Source organism: Amycolatopsis sp. NPDC003676 (genome assembly GCF_053587275.1).
In genome coordinates this window covers 44,032-66,359 of record NZ_JBSFNS010000044.1, presented here as the reverse complement: position 1 = coordinate 66,359, position 22,328 = coordinate 44,032, and the positions used below count along the sequence as shown (strand labels likewise).

Annotated in this window: 21 protein-coding genes; 11 read left to right on the top strand and 10 right to left on the bottom strand. The window is 68.7% G+C overall.

Going from position 1 to position 22,328, the window contains the following annotated elements; genetic code table 11:
- Positions 1-163: 163 nt before the first annotated feature.
- Positions 164-1,648: an aldehyde dehydrogenase family protein gene (locus ACWDNU_RS24785; protein WP_449670640.1), complete on the top strand. Its 1,485-nt coding sequence runs from the start codon at positions 164-166 to the stop codon at positions 1,646-1,648.
- A gap of 81 nt (positions 1,649-1,729) precedes the next feature.
- On the opposite strand, the gene ACWDNU_RS24780 is transcribed toward ACWDNU_RS24785, so the two are convergent.
- Positions 1,730-2,320 (bottom strand): hypothetical protein, encoded by a 591-nt coding sequence (locus ACWDNU_RS24780; protein ID WP_449670639.1) that lies wholly within the window; start codon positions 2,318-2,320, stop codon positions 1,730-1,732.
- Positions 2,321-2,842: 522 nt separating this feature from the next.
- Positions 2,843-3,361 (bottom strand): MarR family winged helix-turn-helix transcriptional regulator, encoded by a 519-nt coding sequence (locus ACWDNU_RS24775; RefSeq protein ID WP_116203116.1) that lies wholly within the window; start codon positions 3,359-3,361, stop codon positions 2,843-2,845.
- A gap of 73 nt (positions 3,362-3,434) precedes the next feature.
- On the opposite strand from ACWDNU_RS24775, the gene ACWDNU_RS24770 reads away from it, so the two are divergent.
- Both ACWDNU_RS24770 and ACWDNU_RS24765 read left to right on the top strand, forming a co-directional pair.
- A complete protein-coding gene (locus ACWDNU_RS24770; protein WP_370938642.1) occupies positions 3,435-3,875 on the top strand; it encodes a VOC family protein in 441 nt (146 codons plus the stop codon).
- Between the two features lie 73 nt (positions 3,876-3,948).
- Complete coding sequence (locus ACWDNU_RS24765; RefSeq protein ID WP_370938643.1) at positions 3,949-5,394, top strand: sulfatase family protein; 1,446 nt, start codon at positions 3,949-3,951, stop codon at positions 5,392-5,394.
- A gap of 82 nt (positions 5,395-5,476) precedes the next feature.
- On the opposite strand, the gene ACWDNU_RS24760 is transcribed toward ACWDNU_RS24765, so the two are convergent.
- Together ACWDNU_RS24760 and ACWDNU_RS24755 are read right to left on the bottom strand one after the other, a co-directional pair.
- Complete coding sequence (locus ACWDNU_RS24760; protein ID WP_449670637.1) at positions 5,477-6,097, bottom strand: NADPH-dependent F420 reductase; 621 nt, start codon at positions 6,095-6,097, stop codon at positions 5,477-5,479.
- Positions 6,094-7,314 (bottom strand): FAD-dependent monooxygenase, encoded by a 1,221-nt coding sequence (locus ACWDNU_RS24755; RefSeq protein WP_449670635.1) that lies wholly within the window; start codon positions 7,312-7,314, stop codon positions 6,094-6,096. Before ACWDNU_RS24755 ends, ACWDNU_RS24760 begins: the two co-directional genes overlap by 4 nt.
- A 270-nt stretch (positions 7,315-7,584) precedes the next feature.
- Here ACWDNU_RS24755 and ACWDNU_RS24750 point away from each other — a divergent pair, with 270 nt between their 5' ends.
- Positions 7,585-8,562: a LysR family transcriptional regulator gene (locus ACWDNU_RS24750; RefSeq protein ID WP_449670634.1), complete on the top strand. Its 978-nt coding sequence runs from the start codon at positions 7,585-7,587 to the stop codon at positions 8,560-8,562.
- On the opposite strand, the gene ACWDNU_RS24745 is transcribed toward ACWDNU_RS24750, so the two are convergent.
- From ACWDNU_RS24745 to ACWDNU_RS24725, 5 genes are all read right to left on the bottom strand, one after another.
- Positions 8,556-9,062 carry an SGNH/GDSL hydrolase family protein gene (locus tag ACWDNU_RS24745; RefSeq protein WP_449670633.1) on the bottom strand — a complete coding sequence of 169 codons (507 nt, stop codon included), beginning with the start codon at positions 9,060-9,062 and terminating at the stop codon, positions 8,556-8,558. The genes ACWDNU_RS24750 and ACWDNU_RS24745 overlap by 7 nt on opposite strands.
- Positions 9,059-9,211, bottom strand: coding sequence for a hypothetical protein (locus ACWDNU_RS24740; protein WP_449670632.1), 153 nt, complete (start codon positions 9,209-9,211; stop codon positions 9,059-9,061). The genes ACWDNU_RS24745 and ACWDNU_RS24740 overlap by 4 nt, the downstream gene beginning before the upstream one ends.
- A complete protein-coding gene (locus ACWDNU_RS24735; protein ID WP_449670631.1) occupies positions 9,208-10,056 on the bottom strand; it encodes a poly(ethylene terephthalate) hydrolase family protein in 849 nt (282 codons plus the stop codon). Before ACWDNU_RS24735 ends, ACWDNU_RS24740 begins: the two co-directional genes overlap by 4 nt.
- Positions 10,057-10,070: 14 nt before the next feature.
- A complete protein-coding gene (locus ACWDNU_RS24730) occupies positions 10,071-10,607 on the bottom strand; it encodes a CHAP domain-containing protein (RefSeq protein ID WP_449670630.1) in 537 nt (178 codons plus the stop codon).
- A gap of 154 nt (positions 10,608-10,761) precedes the next feature.
- Positions 10,762-11,649, bottom strand: coding sequence for an XRE family transcriptional regulator (locus ACWDNU_RS24725; RefSeq protein ID WP_449670629.1), 888 nt, complete (start codon positions 11,647-11,649; stop codon positions 10,762-10,764).
- A gap of 126 nt (positions 11,650-11,775) precedes the next feature.
- Here ACWDNU_RS24725 and ACWDNU_RS24720 point away from each other — a divergent pair, with 126 nt between their 5' ends.
- Positions 11,776-12,645, top strand: a complete 870-nt coding sequence (locus tag ACWDNU_RS24720) for an XRE family transcriptional regulator (RefSeq protein WP_449670628.1) — start codon at positions 11,776-11,778, stop codon at positions 12,643-12,645.
- 137 nt (positions 12,646-12,782) lie between these two features.
- On the top strand, positions 12,783-15,743 hold the full coding sequence (locus ACWDNU_RS24715; protein ID WP_449670627.1) for a trypsin-like serine protease: 2,961 nt from the start codon (positions 12,783-12,785) through the stop codon (positions 15,741-15,743).
- Positions 15,744-15,792: 49 nt separating this feature from the next.
- Here the strand turns inward: ACWDNU_RS24715 and ACWDNU_RS24710 are convergent, their stop codons facing one another.
- Entirely contained in the window at positions 15,793-16,260 is a 468-nt protein-coding gene (locus ACWDNU_RS24710) for an SRPBCC family protein (RefSeq protein WP_370938655.1), read from the bottom strand.
- Positions 16,261-16,283: 23 nt separating this feature from the next.
- Between ACWDNU_RS24710 and ACWDNU_RS24705 the strand changes: the two genes are divergently transcribed.
- From ACWDNU_RS24705 to araA, 5 genes are all read left to right on the top strand, one after another.
- On the top strand, positions 16,284-16,892 hold the full coding sequence (locus tag ACWDNU_RS24705) for a TetR/AcrR family transcriptional regulator (RefSeq protein ID WP_449670626.1): 609 nt from the start codon (positions 16,284-16,286) through the stop codon (positions 16,890-16,892).
- Between the two features lie 423 nt (positions 16,893-17,315).
- Entirely contained in the window at positions 17,316-18,329 is a 1,014-nt protein-coding gene (locus ACWDNU_RS24700) for a LacI family DNA-binding transcriptional regulator (protein WP_449670625.1), read from the top strand.
- 108 nt (positions 18,330-18,437) lie between these two features.
- On the top strand, positions 18,438-20,108 hold the full coding sequence (gene araB, locus ACWDNU_RS24695; RefSeq protein WP_449670624.1) for a ribulokinase: 1,671 nt from the start codon (positions 18,438-18,440) through the stop codon (positions 20,106-20,108).
- Positions 20,108-20,785, top strand: a complete 678-nt coding sequence (locus ACWDNU_RS24690) for an L-ribulose-5-phosphate 4-epimerase (protein WP_449670623.1) — start codon at positions 20,108-20,110, stop codon at positions 20,783-20,785. The genes araB and ACWDNU_RS24690 overlap by 1 nt, the downstream gene beginning before the upstream one ends.
- Before the next feature lie 25 nt (positions 20,786-20,810).
- On the top strand, positions 20,811-22,316 hold the full coding sequence (gene araA, locus ACWDNU_RS24685) for an L-arabinose isomerase (RefSeq protein ID WP_449670622.1): 1,506 nt from the start codon (positions 20,811-20,813) through the stop codon (positions 22,314-22,316).
- The last annotated feature ends 12 nt before the right edge of the window (positions 22,317-22,328 follow it).

Below are 22,328 nucleotides of genomic sequence, written 5' to 3'. Positions count from 1 at the left end.
GCCGTCCGTGAGGGGAACCCTGAGGGAATCTGATTCCCTCAGGGTTCCCCTCACGAACCTTGACCGGACCGGACCCGGGCAGAGCAGACCCGGGCCTTGACGAAATCTTAGGTCTAAGGTTTCCTCGATCGCACCCCGTCACCCGCGCCGAGAGGACCTCGCCATGCAGCCCTTCCCCGTCCCGCCCGACGAAATCCCGGTCGGCGGCGGCTGGCAGCGCGGTGGCGGTCCCGCGTCCGCGTGCGTGGATCCCGCCGACGGCTCGACGGTCGCCTCGATCCACGCCGCCGACTCCGCCCAGGTCGACGCCGCCGCCCGCGCCGGTGCCGCAGCCGCCGCGGATCCGGCGTGGCGAGACCTGCTTCCGCACCAGCGCGCCCGCCTGCTCACGCGTGTCGCCGACGCGATCGAGGCGCACGCCGAGCAACTCGCCCTGCTGCAAACCCGCAACACCGGCAAGGCGCTCGGCGAAACCCGCGCGCTGGTCGCGAGCGCGGCCGGCACGTTCCGCTACTACGCGGCGGCACTCGAAACCCTCGAAGGCGAACTCCCGCCGAGCCGCGGCGCGCACCTGACGATGAGCGTGCACGAACCGATCGGCGTCGTCGGCGCGATCACGCCGTGGAACTCCCCGATCGCCAGCGACGCCCAGAAAATCGCCCCCGCGCTGGCCGCCGGAAACGCCGTCCTGCTCAAACCGGCCGAAGCCACTCCCCTGGTCTCGCTGGCGCTGGCCCGTCTCATCCACGACGCCGGCGTCCCGCCCGCACTGGTGTCCGTCCTGCCCGGCCCCGGCTCGGTCGTCGGCGACGCCATCTCCCGCCATCCGCTGGTCGGCAAGCTCGCCTTCACCGGCGGCACGACCACCGGACGCGTGCTGGGCCGCATCGCCGCGGACCGGATCATCCCGGTCACCATGGAACTGGGCGGCAAATCCCCAACGATCGTCTGCGAGGATGCCGACGTCGAGGAGACTGTCGCCGGAATCCTGTATGGAATCTTCTCGTCGACCGGACAGAGCTGCATCGCCGGATCGCGGATCTTCCTGCCGCGCGAGCAGTACGACGAATGGGCCGCCCGCCTGATCGCTGCTTCTTCGGCCCTGCGACTCGGCCCCGGCACTGATCCGGCCACCCAGGTCGGGCCGCTGGCGACGTTCGCACACCGCGACAAGGTGGCCGCGATGGTCGACCGCGCCCGCGAAGAAGGCGCGAATGTCCTGTGCGGCGGCCAAATCCCTTCTGCCGAACGCTTGTCGCGCGGCGCTTACTACGAACCCACCCTGCTGGACGGCCTCGCCCCGGACGCGAAGACGTGCCAAGAGGAAATCTTCGGCCCAGTCGGCGTCCTACTGCCCTACGACGACGAGGAAGACCTGGTCGCCCAGGCCAATTCGACCGTCTACGGCCTGGCGTGCGGCATCTGGACCGCCGACTACCGCCGCGCACTCCGCCTGGCACGCCGCGTCGACGCGGGGACGGTGTGGATCAACACGTACAAGCAGTTCAGCATCTCGACGCCGTTCAGCGGTACCAAGGAAAGCGGCCTCGGCACGGACAAGGGCCGCACCGCGATCCGCAGTTACCAGCGGCAGAAAAGCTTGTACCTGAGCCTGGCGGACGAGCCGATCCCGTGGGCTCGCGGCTGATCCGTCAGCAGGTTCTGATCTTGCTTTCCGGCGCTGCCCAAGGCTCGGCGACGTAACCGGTGGTTCCGGTGGCGTTGCCGGTCAGGCCTGCGGCTCAGCCCCCGCGATCCGTTCGACCAACTCGTCGCGGTACTCCCGCACCGCCTCGAACTCCGGTTCGTCGCCGGTCGCCCGCTTCAACGCGCCTTCCAGGATCTTCAGCCCCTGGCGTTCGTCGCCGTGCGAATCCGCTTGCCGCGCCGCGTTTTCCAGTGCTTTCGCGAGCTTGGTCCGCGCCTCGGGCGCTTTGGCGGCCTGGTTGATCCGGATCCAGTTGCCGCCCGGATCGACGACGGTGAACCCGGTGTAGCGGTCGTTGCGCAGCCGCGGCCGGGTCATCCGCGGGATGCCGGAGACGAGCAGTTTCCCGTGCACGGACCGCATTCCCGCCGCGAAGGCCTCGAACAGGTCGCTGGTGTCTTCCACGATGACGAGGCACGTGCTGTACGACTGGGCGGGGTCGTAGCCGTCCATCCCGAAAAAGTGCAGATTGAGGTCTTCCCGGCGCACCGCGAGGTGCGAGTACGGCCGGTCCTGCCGGGAGGCGATCTCGAAACCGAGCATCTCGTAGAACGGCGCGACGTCGTCGATGGAGCGACAGGGCAGGAGCGGAATGGTCACTTCGTTAGCCATCGCCCGAACGTAAGCCCGGATCCGCCGAAACGACACGGAGCTATTTGCTCGTGCGAACAGCAGGACGACCCCAGGGCCTGGCGAAGTCGCGGCGAACGGTGCATCGGAGCGGTGGTCGGCCGATGCTGTGCGGGGTCGCCGCCAGCCACCAACGCCGCGCGGGCTCACCCTCAACCACCCACGCCGCGCGGGCTCACCGCCAACCGCCGCCGCCCTGGCGATGGCAGCGACATCGCGCCCCAACGTGGCATTGGGTGCATGCGACGCAACCAACGCCACATTGGGCCCATCCGACGCAACCAACGCCACATTGGGCCCATCCCACGCACCCAACGCCACATTGGGTGCATGCGACGCAACGAATGCCACATTGGGTGCATGCGACGCAACGAATGCCACATTGGGTGCATGGGATCCACCCAATGCCACATTGGGTGCGTCGTGGCCGTGCGGGCGGTCCGCAGCTTGCCGCGCCCCGGCCGCCGCCCAACCCGAGCCGAACAGCTCGGCACAACCCGAAGTTCAGTCGCCGAACTCGGCCTGGTCCAGCGACCGCTCCAACCGCCCCAGCAATTTCGCCAGCTGTGCCCGTTCCGCCGCGGTCAGCCCGGCCAGCATGCGGTTTTCGTTGGGAAAATGCTCGTGCACCACCTTGTCCGTGGCCGCGAGCCCTTCCTCGGTGAGGCCGATGAACACGACGCGCCGGTCGTCCTCGTCGCGTTCGCGGCGGACGAGCCCGGCTTGCACCAGCTTGTCGACCCGCTGCGTGATGCCGCCGGTGGTGAGCAGGTTCGTGTCGGCGAGGTCGCCCGCCGTGCGCCGGTAAGGCGCGCCGCCCCGCCGGAGCGCGGCGAGGATCCCGAAGTCCGCGACCGTGATCCCGTGCCGGGCGAACACGCGCGTCAGCTGCCGCTGGTACCGGTCGAACGAACGATGCAACCGCCCGAACACCGCCAGCGGCGACGTGTCGACGTCCGGCGTCTCCGCCCGCCACTGCGCGAGCATCTCGTCGACCTCGTCCGGCTCGGTCCGCTTCGGCATCCGGCACCCCCGTGAATAGCTTTGAGCTAAGAATAGCACCACTAAGGTTTTCCGGGAGCGCTACGGTGACCGCATGACGGTCAAGCGGATGGACAACGTCCTCATCGTGGTCGAGGACCTCGACGCGGTCATCGCGTTCTTCGTCGAACTGGGGCTGGAACTGGAAAACAAGGGCCCGCTGGACTGGCGCGGCGCGGAACGGGTGGTCGGGCTGAAAGACGTCGAGCAGGACGTCGCGATGCTGCGCGTCCCGGACGGCCCCGGGCGGGTCGAGCTGGCGAAGTTCCACCAGCCGAAGGCGATCGCCCCGGAGCCGTGGAAGGCCCCGGCGAACACGCTGGGCATCCGCCGGATGATGTTCGCGGTCGACGACCTCGAGGACACCCTCGCCCGCCTGCGCGCCCACGGAGCCGAACTGGTCGACGAGGTGGTGCAGTACGAGAACATCTTTCTGCTGTGCTACGTGCGGGGGCCGGAGAACATCGTCGTCGGGCTCGCCCAGGAACTCGGCTGAGCGCGCGGCGGATTTACCGAACCCGAACACGCCTCGAACCGGGCTCGCGGATCTCGGTCCTAGCGTGCGGGGCATGCCGCAACGCGCTCGTTCGCTCCTGATCTCGCTGCTTGCCTTGACAGTGGCTTCGACGGCCGTCGCCTGCGTGCCGGGCCAGCCCGCCGCGGCCGGCGGAAAACCGAACATCGTCCTCGTGCTCACCGACGACCTCTCGATGAACCTGCTGCCGTATCTGCCGCACGTGCAGGAGATGGCCAGGAACGGCACCTCCTTCGCCAACTACACCGTCACCGATTCCCTCTGCTGCCCGTCGCGCTCGTCGCTGTTCACCGGGATGGTCCCGCACGACACCGGCGTCTTCACCAACGGCGGCAAGGACGGCGGCTACCGCGTCTTCCACGGCCGCGGCGACGACAAGTCGACCTACGCGACGTCGTTGCAGCAGGCCGGGTACCGGACCGCGATGATGGGCAAGTACCTCAACGGCTACCAGCCGAAATCCGACGGAATCCCGCCCGGCTGGAACGAATGGGACGTCGCGGGGAACGGCTACCCCGAATTCGACTACGACCTCAACGAGAACGGCACGGTCAAGCATTACGGCAAGAAACCCGAGGACTACCTCGTCGACGTCATGGCGGACAAGGCCGCGCAGTTCGTCGCCAGCTCGGCAGCCGACCACACCCCGTTCGCGATGGAACTCGCCACGTTCGCCCCGCACGCCCCCTACACCCCCGCGCCTCGCGACGCCGACGCGTTCCCCGGCCTCACCGCCCCGCGCGGACCTGCCTTCGACACGCTGCCCTCCTCGCCGCCGTCGTGGCTCGCGTCCCGCACCCCGTTGACAGACAAGGAAAAGCAGAAAATCGACGAGGACTTCCGCAAGCGAGCGCAGGCCGTGCAGTCGGTCGACAAGATGATCGGCACCGTGCAAGCGGCACTGGACAAAGCCGGAGTACGCGGGAACACCGACCTCGTCTTCACCTCGGACAACGGCTACCACATGGGCGAGTACCGGCTCACTCCCGGAAAGCAGACGGCGTTCGACACGGACGTGCACGTGCCGCTGGTGGTCACCGGCCCCGGCGTCAAGGCGGGCGCGACAGTGGACCAGCCCGCGGAGAACATCGACCTGCGGCCGACTTTCGAAGCGCTGGCCGGGGCATCGACTCCCGCACCGGTGGACGGCGAAAGCCTGGTGCCGCTGCTGACCGGCGCCGCACCCCCGACGTGGCGGACCGTCGGGCTGGTGGAGCACCACGGTCCCGACTTCGACAAGAACGACCCGGACAAACCCGCGAAGAACAGCGGCAATCCGACCACCTACGAGGCGATTCGGAGCACCGCCTACACCTACGTCGAGTACGCCGACGGCGCCAAGGAGTACTACGACCGGACCACCGATCCGCAGGAACTGCACAACACGGCCGCTCAACTGCCGCCGGACAAAGCGAAACAGCTGCACGACACCCTGCGGGCGATGACCTCCTGCCACGGCGCGGCGGCCTGCCGCCGCTGACCCCGCCAGGCCATCCGCCGACGCCCGGCGCGGAGATGCAGCGCAGGGCGCCGGCGGGTGCCGCGGAGGCGATCGACGCCGCTCACTCCAGCAGCGCGAAGCCCGACTCGTACCGCGTCTTGCCGAGCGCCGCCAACACGATCTGGAGGAATCCCATCGCCTCCAGTTCCCTCGCGCGGGTCAGAGGACCGACGTCGACCGCGCGCATTCCCGCCGCCTCGATGAACGCCGCGACGGCCGTCTTCGCGTCCGCGTAGTCGCCAGCGAACAGGACGGTCGTGCGCGTCGTGCCGTTCGTGCCGCTGACGAGCGTGTCTCCGAGATTGACGTTGAACGCCTTGACGACGGCCGTGCCCGCCGGCAGCAGCTTCACGAGTTCGGCCGCGGTGGACGAATCGGCGGGCGATTTCAGCCGGTCGTAGGTGGAGAAATCGATGGGGTTGCTGATGTCGATGACGATCTTTTCGCGGAACTGCTCCCGATAGTGCTCGACGATGCCCGGGTAGGCCCCGTAGGGAACGGCGAGCACGACCAGGTCTCCGGTGAGCTTGTCGCCCAGGACGCCGTAGTCGGGACCAGGACGCGCCGCGGACATGCTTTCCGCACTGCGCTTGATGATCTGGACGCCGGTGCCGGCCCGGGTCGCGACTTCCGCGATCGCCCCGCTCATCTTGCCGCTGCCGATGATGCTGATCGAGGTCATGCGACCGGAACCCCCTGGAATCGGTTGAGCGCCTGTTCGGCCACTTTCTGTGCGTCGTAGTCGAATACCGCGCTTCGCCGGAAGTCGCGCCCGACCCGGAGATCGGCGTCACGCTTCTTGAGGTCCGCGAATTCGTACTGTGCGTCGAACATGGCGCCGGCCCGGCGAGAGCCGTTCTGCAGGATCGCCGTGCGTTGCATGCGGACTGAGGTGTAGCGCCGGAACGCCTCGGGAATGTCGGCGACGCTTTCGGCGGCCGCGAGGAACGTGGCGAGCGCCATGCTGTCCTCGATCGCCTGGTTCACCCCCTGCCCTTGGTGCGGCAGCATCGTGTGCGCCGCGTCGCCGAGCAGGGTGATCGGCCCCCGGGACCAGTTGGTGAGCGGTTCGTGATCGAAGAGGCCCCACCAGAAGGTGTGCTCGATGCACCCGATGAACTCCTGGAGTTTCGGGTCCCAGTCCGCGCCCGCGAACTCGGCGGCGAGTTCGCCGACCGCCGCCGGTCCGGACCAGGGCCCGTCGAGCGGCCGGTCGCTCGGGACGCCGGCGACGAAGTTGAACAGCTTCCGCTGCTGCAGCGGATAGCACATGAAGTGCCTCCGGTTGCCCATCCACACCTGGCTGATCATGCGCCAGTCGCCGGGAAGGCGGGACGCGTCGACCACTCCGCGGTAGACGAGGTACCCGGAGTAGACCGGCTCGGGAAACTGGCCGACGGCTCCCCGCACCACCGAATGGATGCCGTCCGCTCCGATCACGGCATCGAACACTTCGTCCGCGCCGTTCTCGAACTCGAGGCGAACGCCGGAACCCAGTGTCTCCACCGAAACCAGCCGGTGGCCGAGCCGGATCGTCGCCGGATCGACCTCCGACGCCAAAGCGTCGATCAGGTCCGGGCGGTACATCCCGATGTTCTGGTACTGCTTGGCCGAGTCCTCCCATGCCGCGTCGGTCACCAGACCGCCCATGGCGTTTTGGTAGACGCCGTGCCCGTCCGGGACCGCGCCGACCTGCCTGATCCGGTCGAGCACGCCGAGTCTCTCGAGAACGCGCGCGGCGTTCGGCGCGACCGTGACCCCCGCGCCCACTTCGCCCAGCTTGCCTGCCTGCTCGAACACGGTGGCCTGGACGCCGGCGATCTTCCGCAGCGCGATCGCGGCCGTCAGCCCGCCCATCCCTCCGCCGACGATCGCGATTCGAGTGTCATCGCTTGCCACTGCATCTCCTTGCCTGGCTTCGCTTCTCCTTGACTGGCTTGCGCGGAGCGGCGCCGATGATCGTCGCGAAGGCGATTCGCCGTGGTGAGACGGAGTCGCCTGCGGCAATGGAGGAGCACACCGTTGTCCCCAAAGTCCTTGCCAGCCCTCCGTTCGGAGGGATCGGGAAGCTGTTCCTCTTATGATGCGAGGCCTTCGTCTGCGTGTAAATCGTGGTAATGTGAGGATGTAATTCGGTTGAACTGAAGAAGTGGGGCAACCATCTCCGAGGTGAGCCTGCGGCAACTCGAACTCTTCGCGGCACTGCCGAACTTCCCCACGCTCAGCGCGGCCGCGGCGCACCTGCACATTTCGGAGTCCGCGCTGTCCCAGGCCGTGTCGAGCCTGGAGAGCGCCGTGGGCGAGCAGTTGTGCGTGCGGCGCAAGGCCAGAGGGCTCACCCTCACTCCGACCGGTCAGGATTTCGCCAGACGGGCTCGGCAGATCGTGGCCGACACGCACGAACTCGTCCTGAGCGCCGGGCGCGAACAGGAACTGCGGGGTCCGGTGCGGCTCGGCTGCTACTCGAGCTTCGCCGCGAACGTGGTGCCGGAGCTTCTCGAGGGCTTCCCCAAGAGGCATCCCGGGGTGAGCATCGGGATCACCGTGGGCACCAACGAAGAGCTGCTCTCCGAGCTAGAGGCGGGACGTCTCGACGTGGCCCTCGTCTACGACGTGTCGCTGCCGACCGGATACCACCGCCGCCGGATCTACGCGACAGAACTCGAGGCGCACCTGCCGCCCGGGCATCCGCTCGCGGCGGCCGAAACAGTGGACCTGGCGGATCTCGCCGGCGAGCCCTACATCCAGTACGACGCGACCCCGGGCGTCCGCAACGTGGCGGACGCGTTCACCGCGCGCGGCCTGGAGCCCAGGATCGAAGCCAGGGTCTCCCAGATCGGCCTCGTCGAGGCACTGGTGGGCCGCGGACTCGGGTACGGGCTGCTCATGTCCCGGCCGCATGCGCTCCCCGTGAGCATCGAGGGGCGGCCGGTCGTCATCCGGCCGCTCGACCCTCCGGTCACGGTTTCCCACGTGGTGGGGATCTGGCCGGCGGACATGAAGCTCACTCCGCGTGCCTCCGCCCTTCTCGACTTCGCGGCGGAGCGGCTCGGCGAGCACGGTCTCGCCGACGCGCTCCCGGCTCGGACCGCACCTGAGGAAGCGGTGCCGCTCTCGGCGAACGGCACCGCTTCCGGTCGTCAGTAACCCAGCGCTTTCCAAGCCACGTCAGCGATCAACGCCTGTCCCTTGGCACTCGGATGGAAGTAATCCACAGTGGACACATCGCTCGGATCGAGCCGCGAAACCGGCGCCTCCGTCAAACTGGCAGTGCGCGTATTCGCCGCACACCGAGGCGAGCTTGGCGTTGTAATCGACGATCCGCTGCCGGAAAGCTGGTCGGCAGGGGCGGTCGAGGTCGCGTTCGCCAGCAGCGCATCGCACTCGTGGAAGGTGCTCCACTTCGCGACCGCCGCCTGGTCGGTGTGCAGGACGTCCCAGAGCTGGTAGATGTCCGGAATGGACACCACCTTGACCTGAACCTCGGGCAGCCCTTGCGCCAGTGTCGTCATCGCCTCCTTGAACTGGCTCTCGAACGTCCCCACCTCGGTCCCGCCACTACAGGCGTCGTTGTTGCCCATCAGCACGCTGACCAGGTCGACGCGGCTGGCGACCGCGGCCTTCGCCTGTCGGGGCAGGTCGTTCATCCGGGCAGGCAAGTGTTGAACGCCCGCGTCATCGAATCGCCCAGCGCGGCCATCGAGGTCGGATACGTGGCGGCACCGGCCGGTTGGCAGCCGAGCACCGCGGTCACCGCAGCGACACCCGCCGCAGCGGCCCAGCGAGCGAGTTTCATACGCCGTCCGCTCGGCTGTTCCGGGCGAAATCCGACCAGGCCGCGGTGTCCTGGCGCAGATCGGGACTCGGGCCGTAGAACACGCTCTTCGCCGCCTGGTCGCCAGCCAGGTGGTACTGCAGCCACGCGGTGATCGCGCCGATAAGGCGGTACCGCGTGTCGCCCTGCAGGAAATGCGTGGCCCCGCGCAGCTGCCCGTAGACCGCAGGAACTTGGTCGCACGCGGCGAAACGTGCGCGGACATACGGCGCCGGGACGATGATGTCCGCCTGTCCGGACACGAAGAACGCCGGTCCGTGCAACGCGCTCACGGTGCCCTGCGGTCCCGGCATGATCGGGAGCGTGGTCTTCACCAGCGGATCGGCACCGGCCGCGATGGCGCCGCCGCCACCCTGGGAATGGCCCGCGGCGGCGATCGCCCCGGTGTCGACGCGATCGTGGAAAATGCTGCCCTGACGGGCGTTCTCGGCGATCAGATACCGCGCCCCGTCGAGCATCTCCTTGCCGGAGCCGGATTGTCCGGTGTTCGCCGCGGCGACGAGGTAACCCCAACTGGCGAGATGGGTGAACAGGGCTTCGTACTGTTCGACGGTCGCCCCGGTGCCGTTGCCCCAGATCAGCACGGGGTGCTTGGCGGTGCTCGAAGCGAGGTCGCCGGGATAGTAGAGCGTGTGTGCGCTGTCGCCCGCGGCTTTGACCGGCTGGTGCGGCCCGTCCTTCTCGTAGTCGCGGGCGGTGCCGCTGAGCGGAGCCGCCGGGAGGGCGAGCGCCGCTCGCGGTACCAGCGCGACGGCGACCGCCGCCGTTGTCGTCGCGAGGAGGGATCTCCGGCTGAACGAACGCATGTCGAGTCCCTGGATCAGTTGTAGAAGTGGATGTAGCGGAACGACGACGCGCTCACGTCGTGGACGAGGTAGTGCCCGTCGCCGGTCCAGTTGTAGTCCTCGACGGTGACCGTTCCGCCGTGCACGCTGTCGACGATCGCGACGTGGCCGTAGGTGCCGTTGTCCGTCTGGGCGATCGCCCCCTCCGTCGGAGTGTTGTCGACGCGGTAGCCGTTGTTGCGCGCGTTGTCGTCCCAGTACTTCGCGTCGCCGTAGTTGCTCGCGCTTTCGCCGTGGCGCGCGATGTTGAAGGCCGCCCACGAGACGCACTCGCGGTTGTACATGTTCCAGTCGTCGACGACGGAGTCCTGGGGAACGTTGCGCCACTTCGCGGGGTAGATGTCGCCGATAGTGCCCGCGGTCGACGAGGCCGGGACGGTTCCGAAGTGGGCGGCCATCGACGTCGCCTGGGCAACAGACGCGGCAGGAGCAGCGGTCGCGGTGGCGGTCCCGCTGACGGCGAAGGCGGCGGCAGCGGCGAGGGCGAGGACGGTACGGGAAGATCGGCGCATGGGGAGAGGCCTTTCTTTGCTTCGGGGAGTAAGTGCGCCGTGACGGTAAGTCGCTGATCAAGTTCGAACTAGACCTTTGTGGACGACTGGTCCGCAGCAGATCGTCTTCGCTGGTCGGCGCGGGGTGTTCACAGAATTGGCGCGGCCCGCTCTTTCACCATTGCCATCCGGTGCCGTAGATGCCGGGACGGACGTCGCGCAACGCCAGCGTCGTCGTGTGCGTGGCACCGGCGGCCAGCGGATTGCCGGGATGTTCGGGACCACCGAGCCCGCGCTGCTCGAAGGACCGGACGCGGCGCGGGATCCGCGCGCCGAAGCTCACCTGGCAGACGTACTCCGCGACCGGCCGGGTGAAGCGGCGGTGGTAGTGGTCGATCGGCGAGCCCGGCGGGAACCGGATCTCGTACTCCACGATCGTCACCTCGCCCAGCGCCAGCGCCCGCTCCAGCCGCAGTTCGCCCGCGACCATGCCGGATTCCCGGTCGACGCAGACCCGGCCGACCCGCGCCGAGCGCACGCGGCGGTAAGCCGGATCGGCGGTCAGGAACGAATCGGCCTGGTAGTAGGTCATCAACCGGTCCACGCCGTCGACGGCGGCCTCGGCGACCATCCGGACCTGCAACGCGCGCTCGCTTCCGTGCTCGTCGAGCACCATGCGGTCGTGGATCGACCAGAACGACAACTGCCCGTCCGGCGGCGGCTTCAGCTCGGCGGAGAACGCCCGCAACTGCGGCCACAACCGACGGCGCTCGATCCGGCAGGCGGGTTCGCCGAGCCAGCGCCCGCGCGGCGCTTTCGGGCCCAGCCGCGAGGTGAGCGTCCCGGGTTCGAGGCTCAGCACCGCTTCGAGCTGCAGAACCGCGGCCATCGACGTCTCGCGTTCCGGTTGCGACCGTCCGCGCCGCCAGTAGGACAGCGCCGACCGCGAAAGCCGGATCCCGCGCGCGGCGAGGTGATGCTGGAGCCGATCGAGCGACAGCCCGGATTCCTCGATCGCGGTGTCCAGCGTGACCGCGAACGAGCCCGCGGAAGGCCGAGTCACCCGCTCAGCATGATCCGCCGCTCCCCCGTTCCGGAACCCACGAAAGTCCGCATTACGCCCGCCCGCCACAGCGGTATCCGACGAACGACGCTGGTCCGGCCGCCCGGCCAGCGCCACAGTGGACCCGTGCCGTCGTTCGCCAACGCGCTGGACGCCGCCATCAGCGGCGCCGGGCTGACTCTGGACCGGCTGCGCGAACACCTCGCCGCCCGCGGCGTCACGGTGTCGCGCAGCGCCCTGGCGTACTGGCGAACCGGACGTTCCTTGCCGGGCCGCGAGGCGTCGCTGCACGCGGTCGTCGAGCTCGAGCAGGTGCTCGGGCTGGGCGCGGGCGGCCTCACGTCGTTGCTCGGGCCGCAAGACCGGCAGTGCTCCCGCCTGCCCAGGACTCCCCTGCTCGAACGGCGCCGGTTGTGGCCGTCGGTGCGGCCGGCGACGCTGGAATTCGAGCTGCCGCCGGAAGACCAGGTGCGGCTGTGGTCGGTGCACGACGAACTGGTCGTCGACGACGAACGCCAGGAACGCCTGCTCAGGGTCCGAGTGGTGGCCGAGGCCGCCGTCGACGGGGTCGTGCGGATGGCGACCTACTACCAGACCGAGGACCGCCTGCGGCCGCCTCCGCGCTTCGCCGCCGGGCACTGCTGCCGCGCGGGCCGGACCCGGGTCGACGCGGTCAGCGGGCTGCTCGTCGCCGAGTTGCTTTTCGACCGGGAACTGCGCGCCGGAGAAGTCGCCGCGGCGGAATACGAATTGGTGTTTCCGCGCGGATGTCCGGTGCAGGGATACCATCGCAGGCTCACCCGGCCCGCTCCGCTGTACACGTGCCGGGTGCAATTCGGTTCGCGCGTTCCGGAAAGCATCCGCCGTTTCGAACAACGCGATCTCGCCGCGCCCCGCCGAAAGGTGGAAGAACTGCGCGCGACCCGCAGCGGCGCGGTGACGCTGGCGGCGCGCGACGTCCGCGCCGGGATCATCGGCGTGGACTGGACCTGGTAGCAATTCTGTGAACGCGGCCCGCTGACCAGCGCAAACCCCCGCGGCACCGCGCGGTTTCCACTTTTCGTGGCCGAGGCCGGAATGCGGTTCTTACCGTGCTCAGTGCTGTATTCCTCCTCACCTCCACGGAGCAGCGCATGCGAAGTCCAGCCCTCCTCGTGGCCGCTTTCCTGACCACAGCGGCCCTTTCCCCACCGGCTGCCCTGGCGGCACCGCCCCTGGTCCCGCTGAACGCAGCCCCCGCCATTCCCTCAGGGGCCACCGCGGACAGCTCCGCCCTGCCCGGCCAGGTCACGGTGTCCGTCGCGCTCAAGCCGCGCGACGCAGCGGGCGCCGAACGGTACGTCGCCGACACCGCCAACCCGAACTCGCCGGTGTACCGCCATTACCTGAGCGCCGCGGAATACACCGAGCGATTCGGCCCCACCGCCAGCGCGGTCGACCAGGTGCGGAAGTATTTGACCGCCAAGGGATTGCGCATCGACGACGTCACCGGCAACCGGCAGGTCGTCACCGCGTCCGGCACCCCAGGCGAAGTGGAAAACGCTTTCGGTACCACGATTGCCGGATTCCATTCGGCTACCGGCGAGAAGTTTTTCAACGCCACCAAGGCAACCGCGGTTCCATCGGACCTCGCCGCCGTCGTCCGCGGGGTCACCGGCCTGACGAACCGGCGCGCGGCACACCGGGCGAGCGCACCGGCGGGCCCGTCCGGCCCTGGCGGCGGCTACACCCCGGCCCAGCTGCGCACCGCCTACAGCATGACCGGCGTCTCCGGCAGCTACGACGGTTCGGGCGAAACGGTCGGCCTGATCGAATTCGACACGTTCAAACAGTCCGATATCGACGCGTGGACGCAATACTTCAAGCAACCCGCCGTCACGCCGGAAATCGTCAAGGTGGACGGCGGCGTCGCCAATCCGGGCAGCGACCAGATGGAGGTCACCCTCGACGTCCAGGCCGTCGCGGCGACCGCCCCGAAGGCCAAGCAGGTCGTCTACTCCGCGCCGAACTCCGACCAGGCGTGGGTGCACGAAATGGCGCAGATCGCCTCGGACAACAAGATCACCGTTCTTTCCGGCTCGTGGCTCAACGGCGAGATCTGCGAGTCCAGCCCGATCGCGGCCTCGCACGATTCCTACACCCAGCTCGCCGCGCAAGGCGTCACGATGTTCTCGGCGTCCGGCGACTGGGGCGGCACCGGCTGCGGCTACCAGGGCGACAACAAGACCATCCAGGCCGACTACCCGGCCAGCGACCCGCTGTTCACCGGCGTCGGCGGCACCCAGCTGCGGACGTCCGACAGCGCGGGCACGTGGCAGTCGGAATCGTGCTGGAACCAGGGCGGCAGCGGAAATACCCGGTCAGGGGGCGGGTATTCCCAGATCTACGACCGCCCGGACTGGCAGCCCGGCACGAACAAGTACCGCTCGGTCCCGGACGTCTCGATGGTCGCCGACTACGGCGCCGGCGCGCTTTCGGTCTATCTGAACGGCGGCTGGCTCGACGTCGGCGGCACCAGCCTGTCCTCCCCGCTCTGGGCGGGCTACGCGGCGATGCTGAACCAGAAATCCCTCGCCGGCGGCAAATCCCGGCTCGGCCAGCTCAACCCGAGCATCTACAAGATCGCCGGTTCGGCGGACTACGCCTCGACCTTCCACGACGTCACCTCGGGCGGCAACGGCACCTACAACGCGGGCACCGGCTACGACCTGTGCACCGGCTGGGGTTCCCCGAAGGCCGACGCACTGGCCGCGAAGCTGACCGGCGGCGACACCCCGCCTCCGGCGCAGGACTTCACGCTGTCGGCCTCGCCTTCCTCCGGCAGCGTCGCCGCGGGCAGCTCGGCGAGCACGACCGTCACCGCCAACGCACCCGCCGCTGTTTCGCCCGCGTCCTCGCCGAGCGTCGTAGGCGGCACTCCGACCACGACGGCAGACCACCCGTTCATCATCTCGATGCGCCGCGAAGGTTCGGCTTTCCCTGGACAGCAGTCCTGCACCGGCACCCTGTTCGGACCGCACACCGTGCTCCTGGCCGCGCACTGCCTGCTGGAGAAACCCGGCCACAAATGGTTCGTCTACGGCGATGACGACCTCACTCAAAACACCGGCACCACAGCGGAAATCGCCTCGCAGTGGGTGCATCCGAGCTACACGGACTGGAGCGTCGGCGCGGACGTCGCGGTCGTGACGCTCGACAAGGACATGCCGGTCCCCGCCGGGATCACGTACCCGAAGCTCAACACCGACCCGAGCCTCGACGCCCCCGGCACGAAGGGAATGTCGATCGGCTGGGGCGAAACCGGCGCCAACACCTACAGCAACGTCCTGCGCCAGGCCGACGTCCCGGTCGCCGAGGACAGCGCCTGCAAGGGCCGGTTCACCGATCCGCAAGGACGGGAGGAGTACAAAACCCCGGCGATGCTGTGCACCGGGTACGCCGACCACCACGCGGGCGCGTGCGTCGGCGACAGCGGCGGGCCGTACCTGGTCGGGAACACGGTCGTCGGGGTGTTCTCGTGGATGTCGACCTCGTGCGACTGGTACGCCGTCTACGCGAGGGTTTCCACCTACGCCGCGGACCTCGCCCCGCACCTGCCGGGCGGCGACAACCCGCCGCCGACCGGTGCGATCAGCCTGACCGCCGCCGGCCTGCCCACGGGCGCGACGGCCGCGTTCAGCCCGGCGAGCGTGGACCTCGGCGGCCGCTCGTCGCTCACGATCGCCACGAGCGCGACCACTCCCGCCGGAACGTACGACGTCACGATCTCCGGCAAGAGCGCGAAATCGACGCAGACGACCCACTACCGGCTGACCGTCACCAGCGGACAGCCCTCCGCGCTGACGCTGGCCAACCCGGGCAACCAGAACAGCTGGACCGGCAAAGCGGTGAACCTGCCGCTGCAAGCCTCCGGCGGCGCCAGCCCGTACCGGTGGACGTCGACCGCCCTCGCCCCCGGCCTGACGCTAGACCCGGCGAGCGGCGTCATCTCCGGGACACCGACCCGTGCGGACAGCAGGCAGGTGACGGTCACCGTGACCGACGCTTCCGGAAAGACGGCTAACGCAGCGTTCTTCTGGTTCGTCTTCGGCTGAGTTTTTGCCGGGCAGACGCCGCTCCCAGGTGGGGCGGCGTCTGTCTCGTTCAGGACCGCTGGGCCTCAAGCGCCGCCTTGGCCTGCCGCATCTCGTCCTCGACGTCCGGCCGCAACGTGCGCCGCAGAACCGGCTCTGCCAACCACTTCATCGGCCCTTTGAACCCGCAGCGCAGTGTCCGCGTGACCTCGGTCTGCTCGCCCGCCGGTACGCACACCCAGCTGGCGCTGAACTCGGAGACGAGATGAGCCAGCCGATTCTCCGGAATCGACGGAAGCCGCACGTCCACCCGCTCCCCCGGCGTCCGGCTCATCCGCGAAACGATCTTCGTCGCGGGACCGGGCAGCCCCGGAAGCTTGCTCCCGAAGCGGAATTCGGTGACGTCCCCGTCGCGCCGCACCCAGTCGATCGCGCCGATCTTGCGGTCGACCGCGGCATAGGCACGGGGATCCATCACGAACTCGAGCACGCGGTCCGCCGGGCAGTTGATCGTCTCGGTCACCTGAACCTCGATCATAGGAAAGAGAGTACTCTCTCACTATGGCGCGTTCAACTCCCGGAGCGACCCGGCAGAACCTGGTCGAAGCGGCCACCCGGCTGTTCTCCGAACGGGGTTTCGCCCAGACCTCGACCGCCGACATCCAGCAAGCCTGCGGACTCAACCCCGGTTCCGGGGCGCTGTACAAGCACTTCCCGTCGAAGCGGGCGCTGCTGGAGGAAATCGTGCAGCAACACCTGGCGGAGGTCAGCGAGAGCAGTCGTCGAGCGGCCGCGCTGCCCGAAGCGCCGGACGAGGCCCTGCCGGTGGTCGCGCGGCTGGTTTGGGACAGCATGCGCCGGAACCGTGCGGCCTTGCGCATTATTTTCCGGGAACTGGAGCCGTTCCCGGACCTGCTGGAGCAGATGTGGCACGGCGTGCTCGGGTCGGTCTATACGGTCGCGACGGAGTGGATCGCGTCCGGGGTGCGGCGTGGTGAGTTTCAGGTCGAGGATCCGGCGGCTACTGCGTCGGTGTTGCTTGCTTCGTTGACGTATTACCCGATTCTCGAGGCGCTCGTCGGGCATACGCCGGGGGATGTTGGAGAGGAAGCGTTTTTGGCCGCGTGGACGTTGCAGGCTCGGCATTCGCTGGGGCTCAAGGCCCGGTGAACTGTCCGAGTTCCTCGTAAGGAGTGTCCATCTCGGATTCGCCCATGAGGTCCAGGAACAGCTGGAACTGAACGAAGTTATCCGGGCCGATACTTCCTCCGACCGGCCAAATTGCGTCGCATTCAGCACATTTGACCATAATAAGAGCAAACCGGGTTGCCTTGACTTTCCCAAGGATTCCCTGGCGGCATCTCGGACACTCCACGCTTCCCCCTCGCCTGCCCGAAATGGGATGGGCAGCAGCCGCTCCGTCGCTCCCGGTTGAAGATGATACGCATCGGAGTCTCGGCGCCCGGCCCCGCCGCGGGGCAGGCGCTGCCCGCACGGAACGCGTTCTCGTTTCGTTAGCGAAGGGGCTTGACCCGGCGGCTGTTATCGCTAACATTGCCATGCTCAATCCCGCCGGCCCAAGGAGGTGCGGGGATGCCCGCCGAAGGGTCTTCAGCCAAACGTCAGCCAGGGCTTGCCGAGGTGGCGGCCATGGCAGGCGTTTCGCACATGACGGTCTCCCGGGTCGTCAACGACACCGGGACCGTCCGGGCGGAGACGCGGGCCCGGGTGCTCGCCGCGGTGGAGCAGCTCGGGTACCGGCCCAACTCGGCGGCCAGGACGTTGGCGACCGGCAGGTCGAGCGTCCTCGGCGTCGTCGCGCTGGAGTCCAATTTGTACGGTCCGGCGAGCACGCTGTACGGGATCGAGCACGCCGCCCGCGAGGAGGGCTACGGGGTCACGATCTCCAGCGTCAGCCGGCCGCGGCGATCGTCGTTCGCGGAGGCCGTCGACAATCTGCGGCGGCAGGCGGTCGGCGGGATCGTGGTGATCGCGCCGCACGTAGCGGCCGGCGAGGCGTTGCGGCAGGTGCCCGCCGACGTCCCGATGGTCGCGGTCGGCGGCGGCGAATACGTTCCGGTGCCGGTGATTTCGGTCGACCAGTACGACGGGGCCCGCCGGGTCACCGAGCATCTGCTGTCGCTCGGGCACGAGACGGTGTGGCACGTCGCCGGACCCGAGGACTGGCTCGAATCGCTGGAGCGCGAACGCGGCTGGCGGGAAACGCTCGAGCGGCGCGGGGCGCGGGTGCCGCCGCCGCTGCGCGGGGACTGGAGTCCTCGGTCCGGCTACGACGCGGGACGTCGCCTGGTCGAAGCGCGACCCGACGCGGTGTTCGTCGCCAACGACCAGATGGCGCTGGGCGTGCTGCGCGCGTTCGCCGAGGCGGGCATCTCGGTGCCGGGGCAGGTTCGCGTGGCCGGTTTCGACGACGTGCCGGAAGCGGCCTACTTCAGCCCGCCGCTCACCACCGTCCGGCAGGACTTCATCGAGGTCGGGCGGCGGACGTTCCGGTTGCTCGTCGAACGCATGGACGGCGGCGACCCCGGCATCCGCCACCTCGTCGCTCCCGATCTGATCGTCCGGGACAGCACCGGGCCCCGGTAAGCAAGCACGGCAACACCCGCCCGAAACGCACCGTCCGCAGAATGTTAGCGCTAACAGACCGAGTGGCAGACCGTCGCGCGGCGCGGAACCCGGAAGGAAATCCCTCCAGTGCCAGCAGATTCCCTCGTCGTCGGCATCGACTTCGGCACGCTCTCCGGACGCGCGGTCGTGGTCCGGGTGCGCGACGGCGCCGAACTGGGAAGCGCCGTGACCGAGTACCGGCACGGGGTCGTCGACGACCGGCTTCCCGCCACCGCCGAGGAACTGCCGCCGGGCTGGGCGCTGCAGGTTCCGTCGGACTACGTCGACGTCCTGCGCACCGCCGTGCCCGCCGCGCTCGCCGAGGCGGGTGCCGACCCACAGGACGTCATCGGGATCGGCACGGATTTCACGGCCTGCACGATGATCCCGACCACCGAGGACGGCACTCCGCTCTCCGAACTGCCGGAATTCACGGGAAACCCGCACGCGTACGTGAAGCTGTGGCGGCACCACGCCGCGCAACCGCAGGCCGATCGCATCAACGCCGCGGCCCGCGAGCGCGGCGAATCGTGGCTGCCGCGGTACGGCGGGCTGATCTCGTCCGAGTGGGAGTTCGCCAAAGCGCTGCAGATGTTCGAGGAAGCCCCCGAGGTCTACCGCGCGATGCGGCATTGGGTCGAGGCGGCGGACTGGATCGTCTGGCAGCTGACCGGCACTTACGTCCGCAACGCCTGCACAGCCGGGTATAAGGGGATCTATCAGGACGGCCGCTACCCGGACCGCGACTTCCTCAACCGCCTCGCACCCGGGTTCGAGTCCTTTGTGGACGAGAAGCTCGACCATCCGATCGGGCAGCTCGGCTCGCTCGCCGGAAAGCTCAGCGCGCAGGCCGCGGCCTGGACTGGACTGCCCGCCGGGATCGCCGTCGCGGTCGGCAATGTCGACGCGCACGTCACCGCCCCGGCCGCGCAGGCGGTCGAGCCGGGCCAAATGGTCGCGATCATGGGCACGTCGACCTGTCACGTCATGAGTGGCGCGGACCTGCGCGAGGTCCCGGGCATGTGCGGAGTCGTCGACGGCGGCATCGTCCCCGGCCTGTGGGGTTACGAAGCGGGCCAAAGCGGGGTTGGCGACATCTTCGGCTGGTTTGTCGAACACTGCGTTCCGGCGTCCTATTCGGACACTGCGCGAAAAGAAGGCCTCCACGAATTCCTGACCCGCCTCGCGGCACAGCAGGAGATCGGCGAGCACGGCCTGGTCGCACTCGACTGGCACAGCGGCAACCGGTCGGTCCTGGTCGACCACGAGCTGTCCGGCGTCCTCATCGGACAGACCCTGAGCACCCGGCCCGAGCACGTCTACCGCGCGCTCCTGGAGGCCACCGCGTTCGGCACGCGCAAGATCATCGAGACGTTCGAGGACGCCGGAGTTCCGGTCACCGAGCTGATCATCGCGGGCGGGCTGACCAAAAACACGCTGCTGATGCAGATCTACGCCGACGTCACCGGCCTCCCGCTCTCGCTGATCGGCTCGACACAAGGACCCGCGCTCGGTTCGGCGATCCACGCCGCGGTCGCTGCGGGCGCCTATCCCGACGTACGCACGGCCGCGGCGGCGATGGGTTCGGTCCAGCGGATGGCGTACCAGCCGGTGCTGGCGAACGTGTCCGCCTACGACGAGCTCTACGCGGAATACACCGCACTGCACGACTACTTCGGCCGCGGCGGCAACGACGTCATGCACCGTCTCGCCGCGCGCCGCCGCGAGCTCGCCACTGTCGCGAAAGGACAGAACTGATGACCCTGACCGCACAGGCACGCGACACCATCGCGGAACTGAGGGAATCCGTCGCGCGACTGCACAACGAACTGACGCGCAACGAACTGGTCGTCTGGACCGCAGGCAACATCTCCGCCCGCGTACCCGGCGAAGACCTGATGGTGATCAAACCGTCCGGCGTGTCCTACGACGATCTGACCGCCGACACGATGGTCGTCACCGATCTGCACGGGCACCTGGTGCACGGCGAACTCGCGCCGTCGTCCGACACCGCCGCGCACGCTTATGTCTACCGGCATCTGCCGGAGATCGGCGGCGTCGTGCACACGCATTCGACCTACGCCACCGCGTGGGCCGCGCGCGGCGAGCCGATTCCGTGCGTGCTCACGATGATCGCCGACGAGTTCGGCGGCGAGATCCCGGTCGGCCCGTTCGCGTTGATCGGCGACGACTCGATCGGCCGCGGCCTCGTGGAAACCCTGCGCGCGACCCGCTCCCCCGCCGTGCTGATGCGCAACCACGGCCCGTTCACCGTCGGCGCCACGGCGCGGGACGCGGTGAAGGCCGCGGTGATGGTCGAGGACGTGGCCCGCACCGTCCACATCGCACACCAGCTCGGCACGCCCGCCCCGCTGTCGGCCACCGACGTCGACCGCCTGCACGCGCGGTACCAGAACGTCTACGGGCAGCGCTGAAACCCTGATCCAGCAAGGAGAAAAGATGACCTCCGCGACCAAGCCGCAGGTGTGGTTCCTCACCGGCAGCCAGGCGCTCTACGGCGAGGAGACCCTCGACCAGGTCGCCGGGCAGTCGCTGCGGATCCGGCAGCTGCTCGCCGATTCCGGCGGCCTGCCGTGCGAGCTGATCGGGAAACCGGTGCTGACCGAGTCCGCCGGGATCAGGCAGGTGCTGCAGGAGGCCAACGCCGACCCCGCCTGCGTCGGCGTCATGGCGTGGATGCACACGTTCAGCCCGGCGAAAATGTGGATCAGCGGCCTCGACGCACTGCGCAAACCGTTGCTGCACTTGCACACCCAGCTCGACGCGGCACTGCCGTGGGCCAGTCTCGACATGGACTACATGAACCTCAACCAGGCCGCGCACGGCGACCGGGAGTTCGGGTTCGTCCAGACCCGGCTCGGGATTCCGCGCAAGACCGTCGCCGGGCACGCGGCCGATCCGGCGGTGGTCGCTCGCATCGACGCTTGGGCGCGGGCGGCGATCGGCGCGGCACATCTGCGGACGTTGAAACTGGCCCGGTTCGGCGACAACATGCGCGACGTCGCGGTCACCGAAGGCGACAAGGTCGAGGCCGAGCTGCGGTTCGGCGTCTCGGTCAACACCTACGGCGTCACTGAACTCGCCGAACGAGTCGACAACGCGTCCACTGTGGACATCGAGAATCTGGTCTCCCAGTACGCCGACGAATACCGCCTCGCACCCGAATTGGCCCGTGGCGGCGAACGACACGAATCCCTCAGGTACGCGGCGCAGATCGAGATCGGCCTGCGCTCGTTCCTGACCGAAGGCGGATTCGGCGCGTTCACCACGAACTTCGAGGATCTCGGCGGACTCCGCCAACTGCCGGGCCTGGCGGTACAACGGCTGATGGCCGACGGCTACGGCTTCGGCGGCGAAGGCGACTGGAAGACGTCCGCGCTGCTGGCCGCGGTGAAAGCGATGGGCCGCGGCTCGGATCGCGGAACGTCCTTTATGGAGGATTACACCTACCACTTCGGACCCGGCGAGCCCAAGATCCTCGGCGCACACATGCTCGAAGTGTGTCCCAGCATCGCCGCGGACACGCCGTCCTGCGAGATCCACCCGCTCGGCATCGGCGGTCGCGAGGACCCCGTGCGGCTGGTCTTCAACGCCTCGCCCGGCCGCGGCGCGGTCCTTGGCTTGACCGATCTCGGCGACCGATTCCGATTGGTGGCCAACGAGATCGAGGTCGTTCCGCCCGACGAGCCGCTGCCCAACCTGCCAGTGGCGCGCGCAGTGTGGAAACCCGCGCCGTCGCTCACCACGTCGGCGGAATCGTGGATCACCGCGGGCGGCCCGCACCACACCGTGCTCACCCAGGCGGTCGGCACCGAGACCCTGCGGGATTTCGCCCGCATGCTCGACGTCGAACTGCTCCTCATCGACGAGAACACCACGACTTCCGATTTCGCCGACCGCATTCGCTGGAACCAGGCCTACCACCGGCTCGCCCAGGGCTTCTGAAAGAAGGAGAAC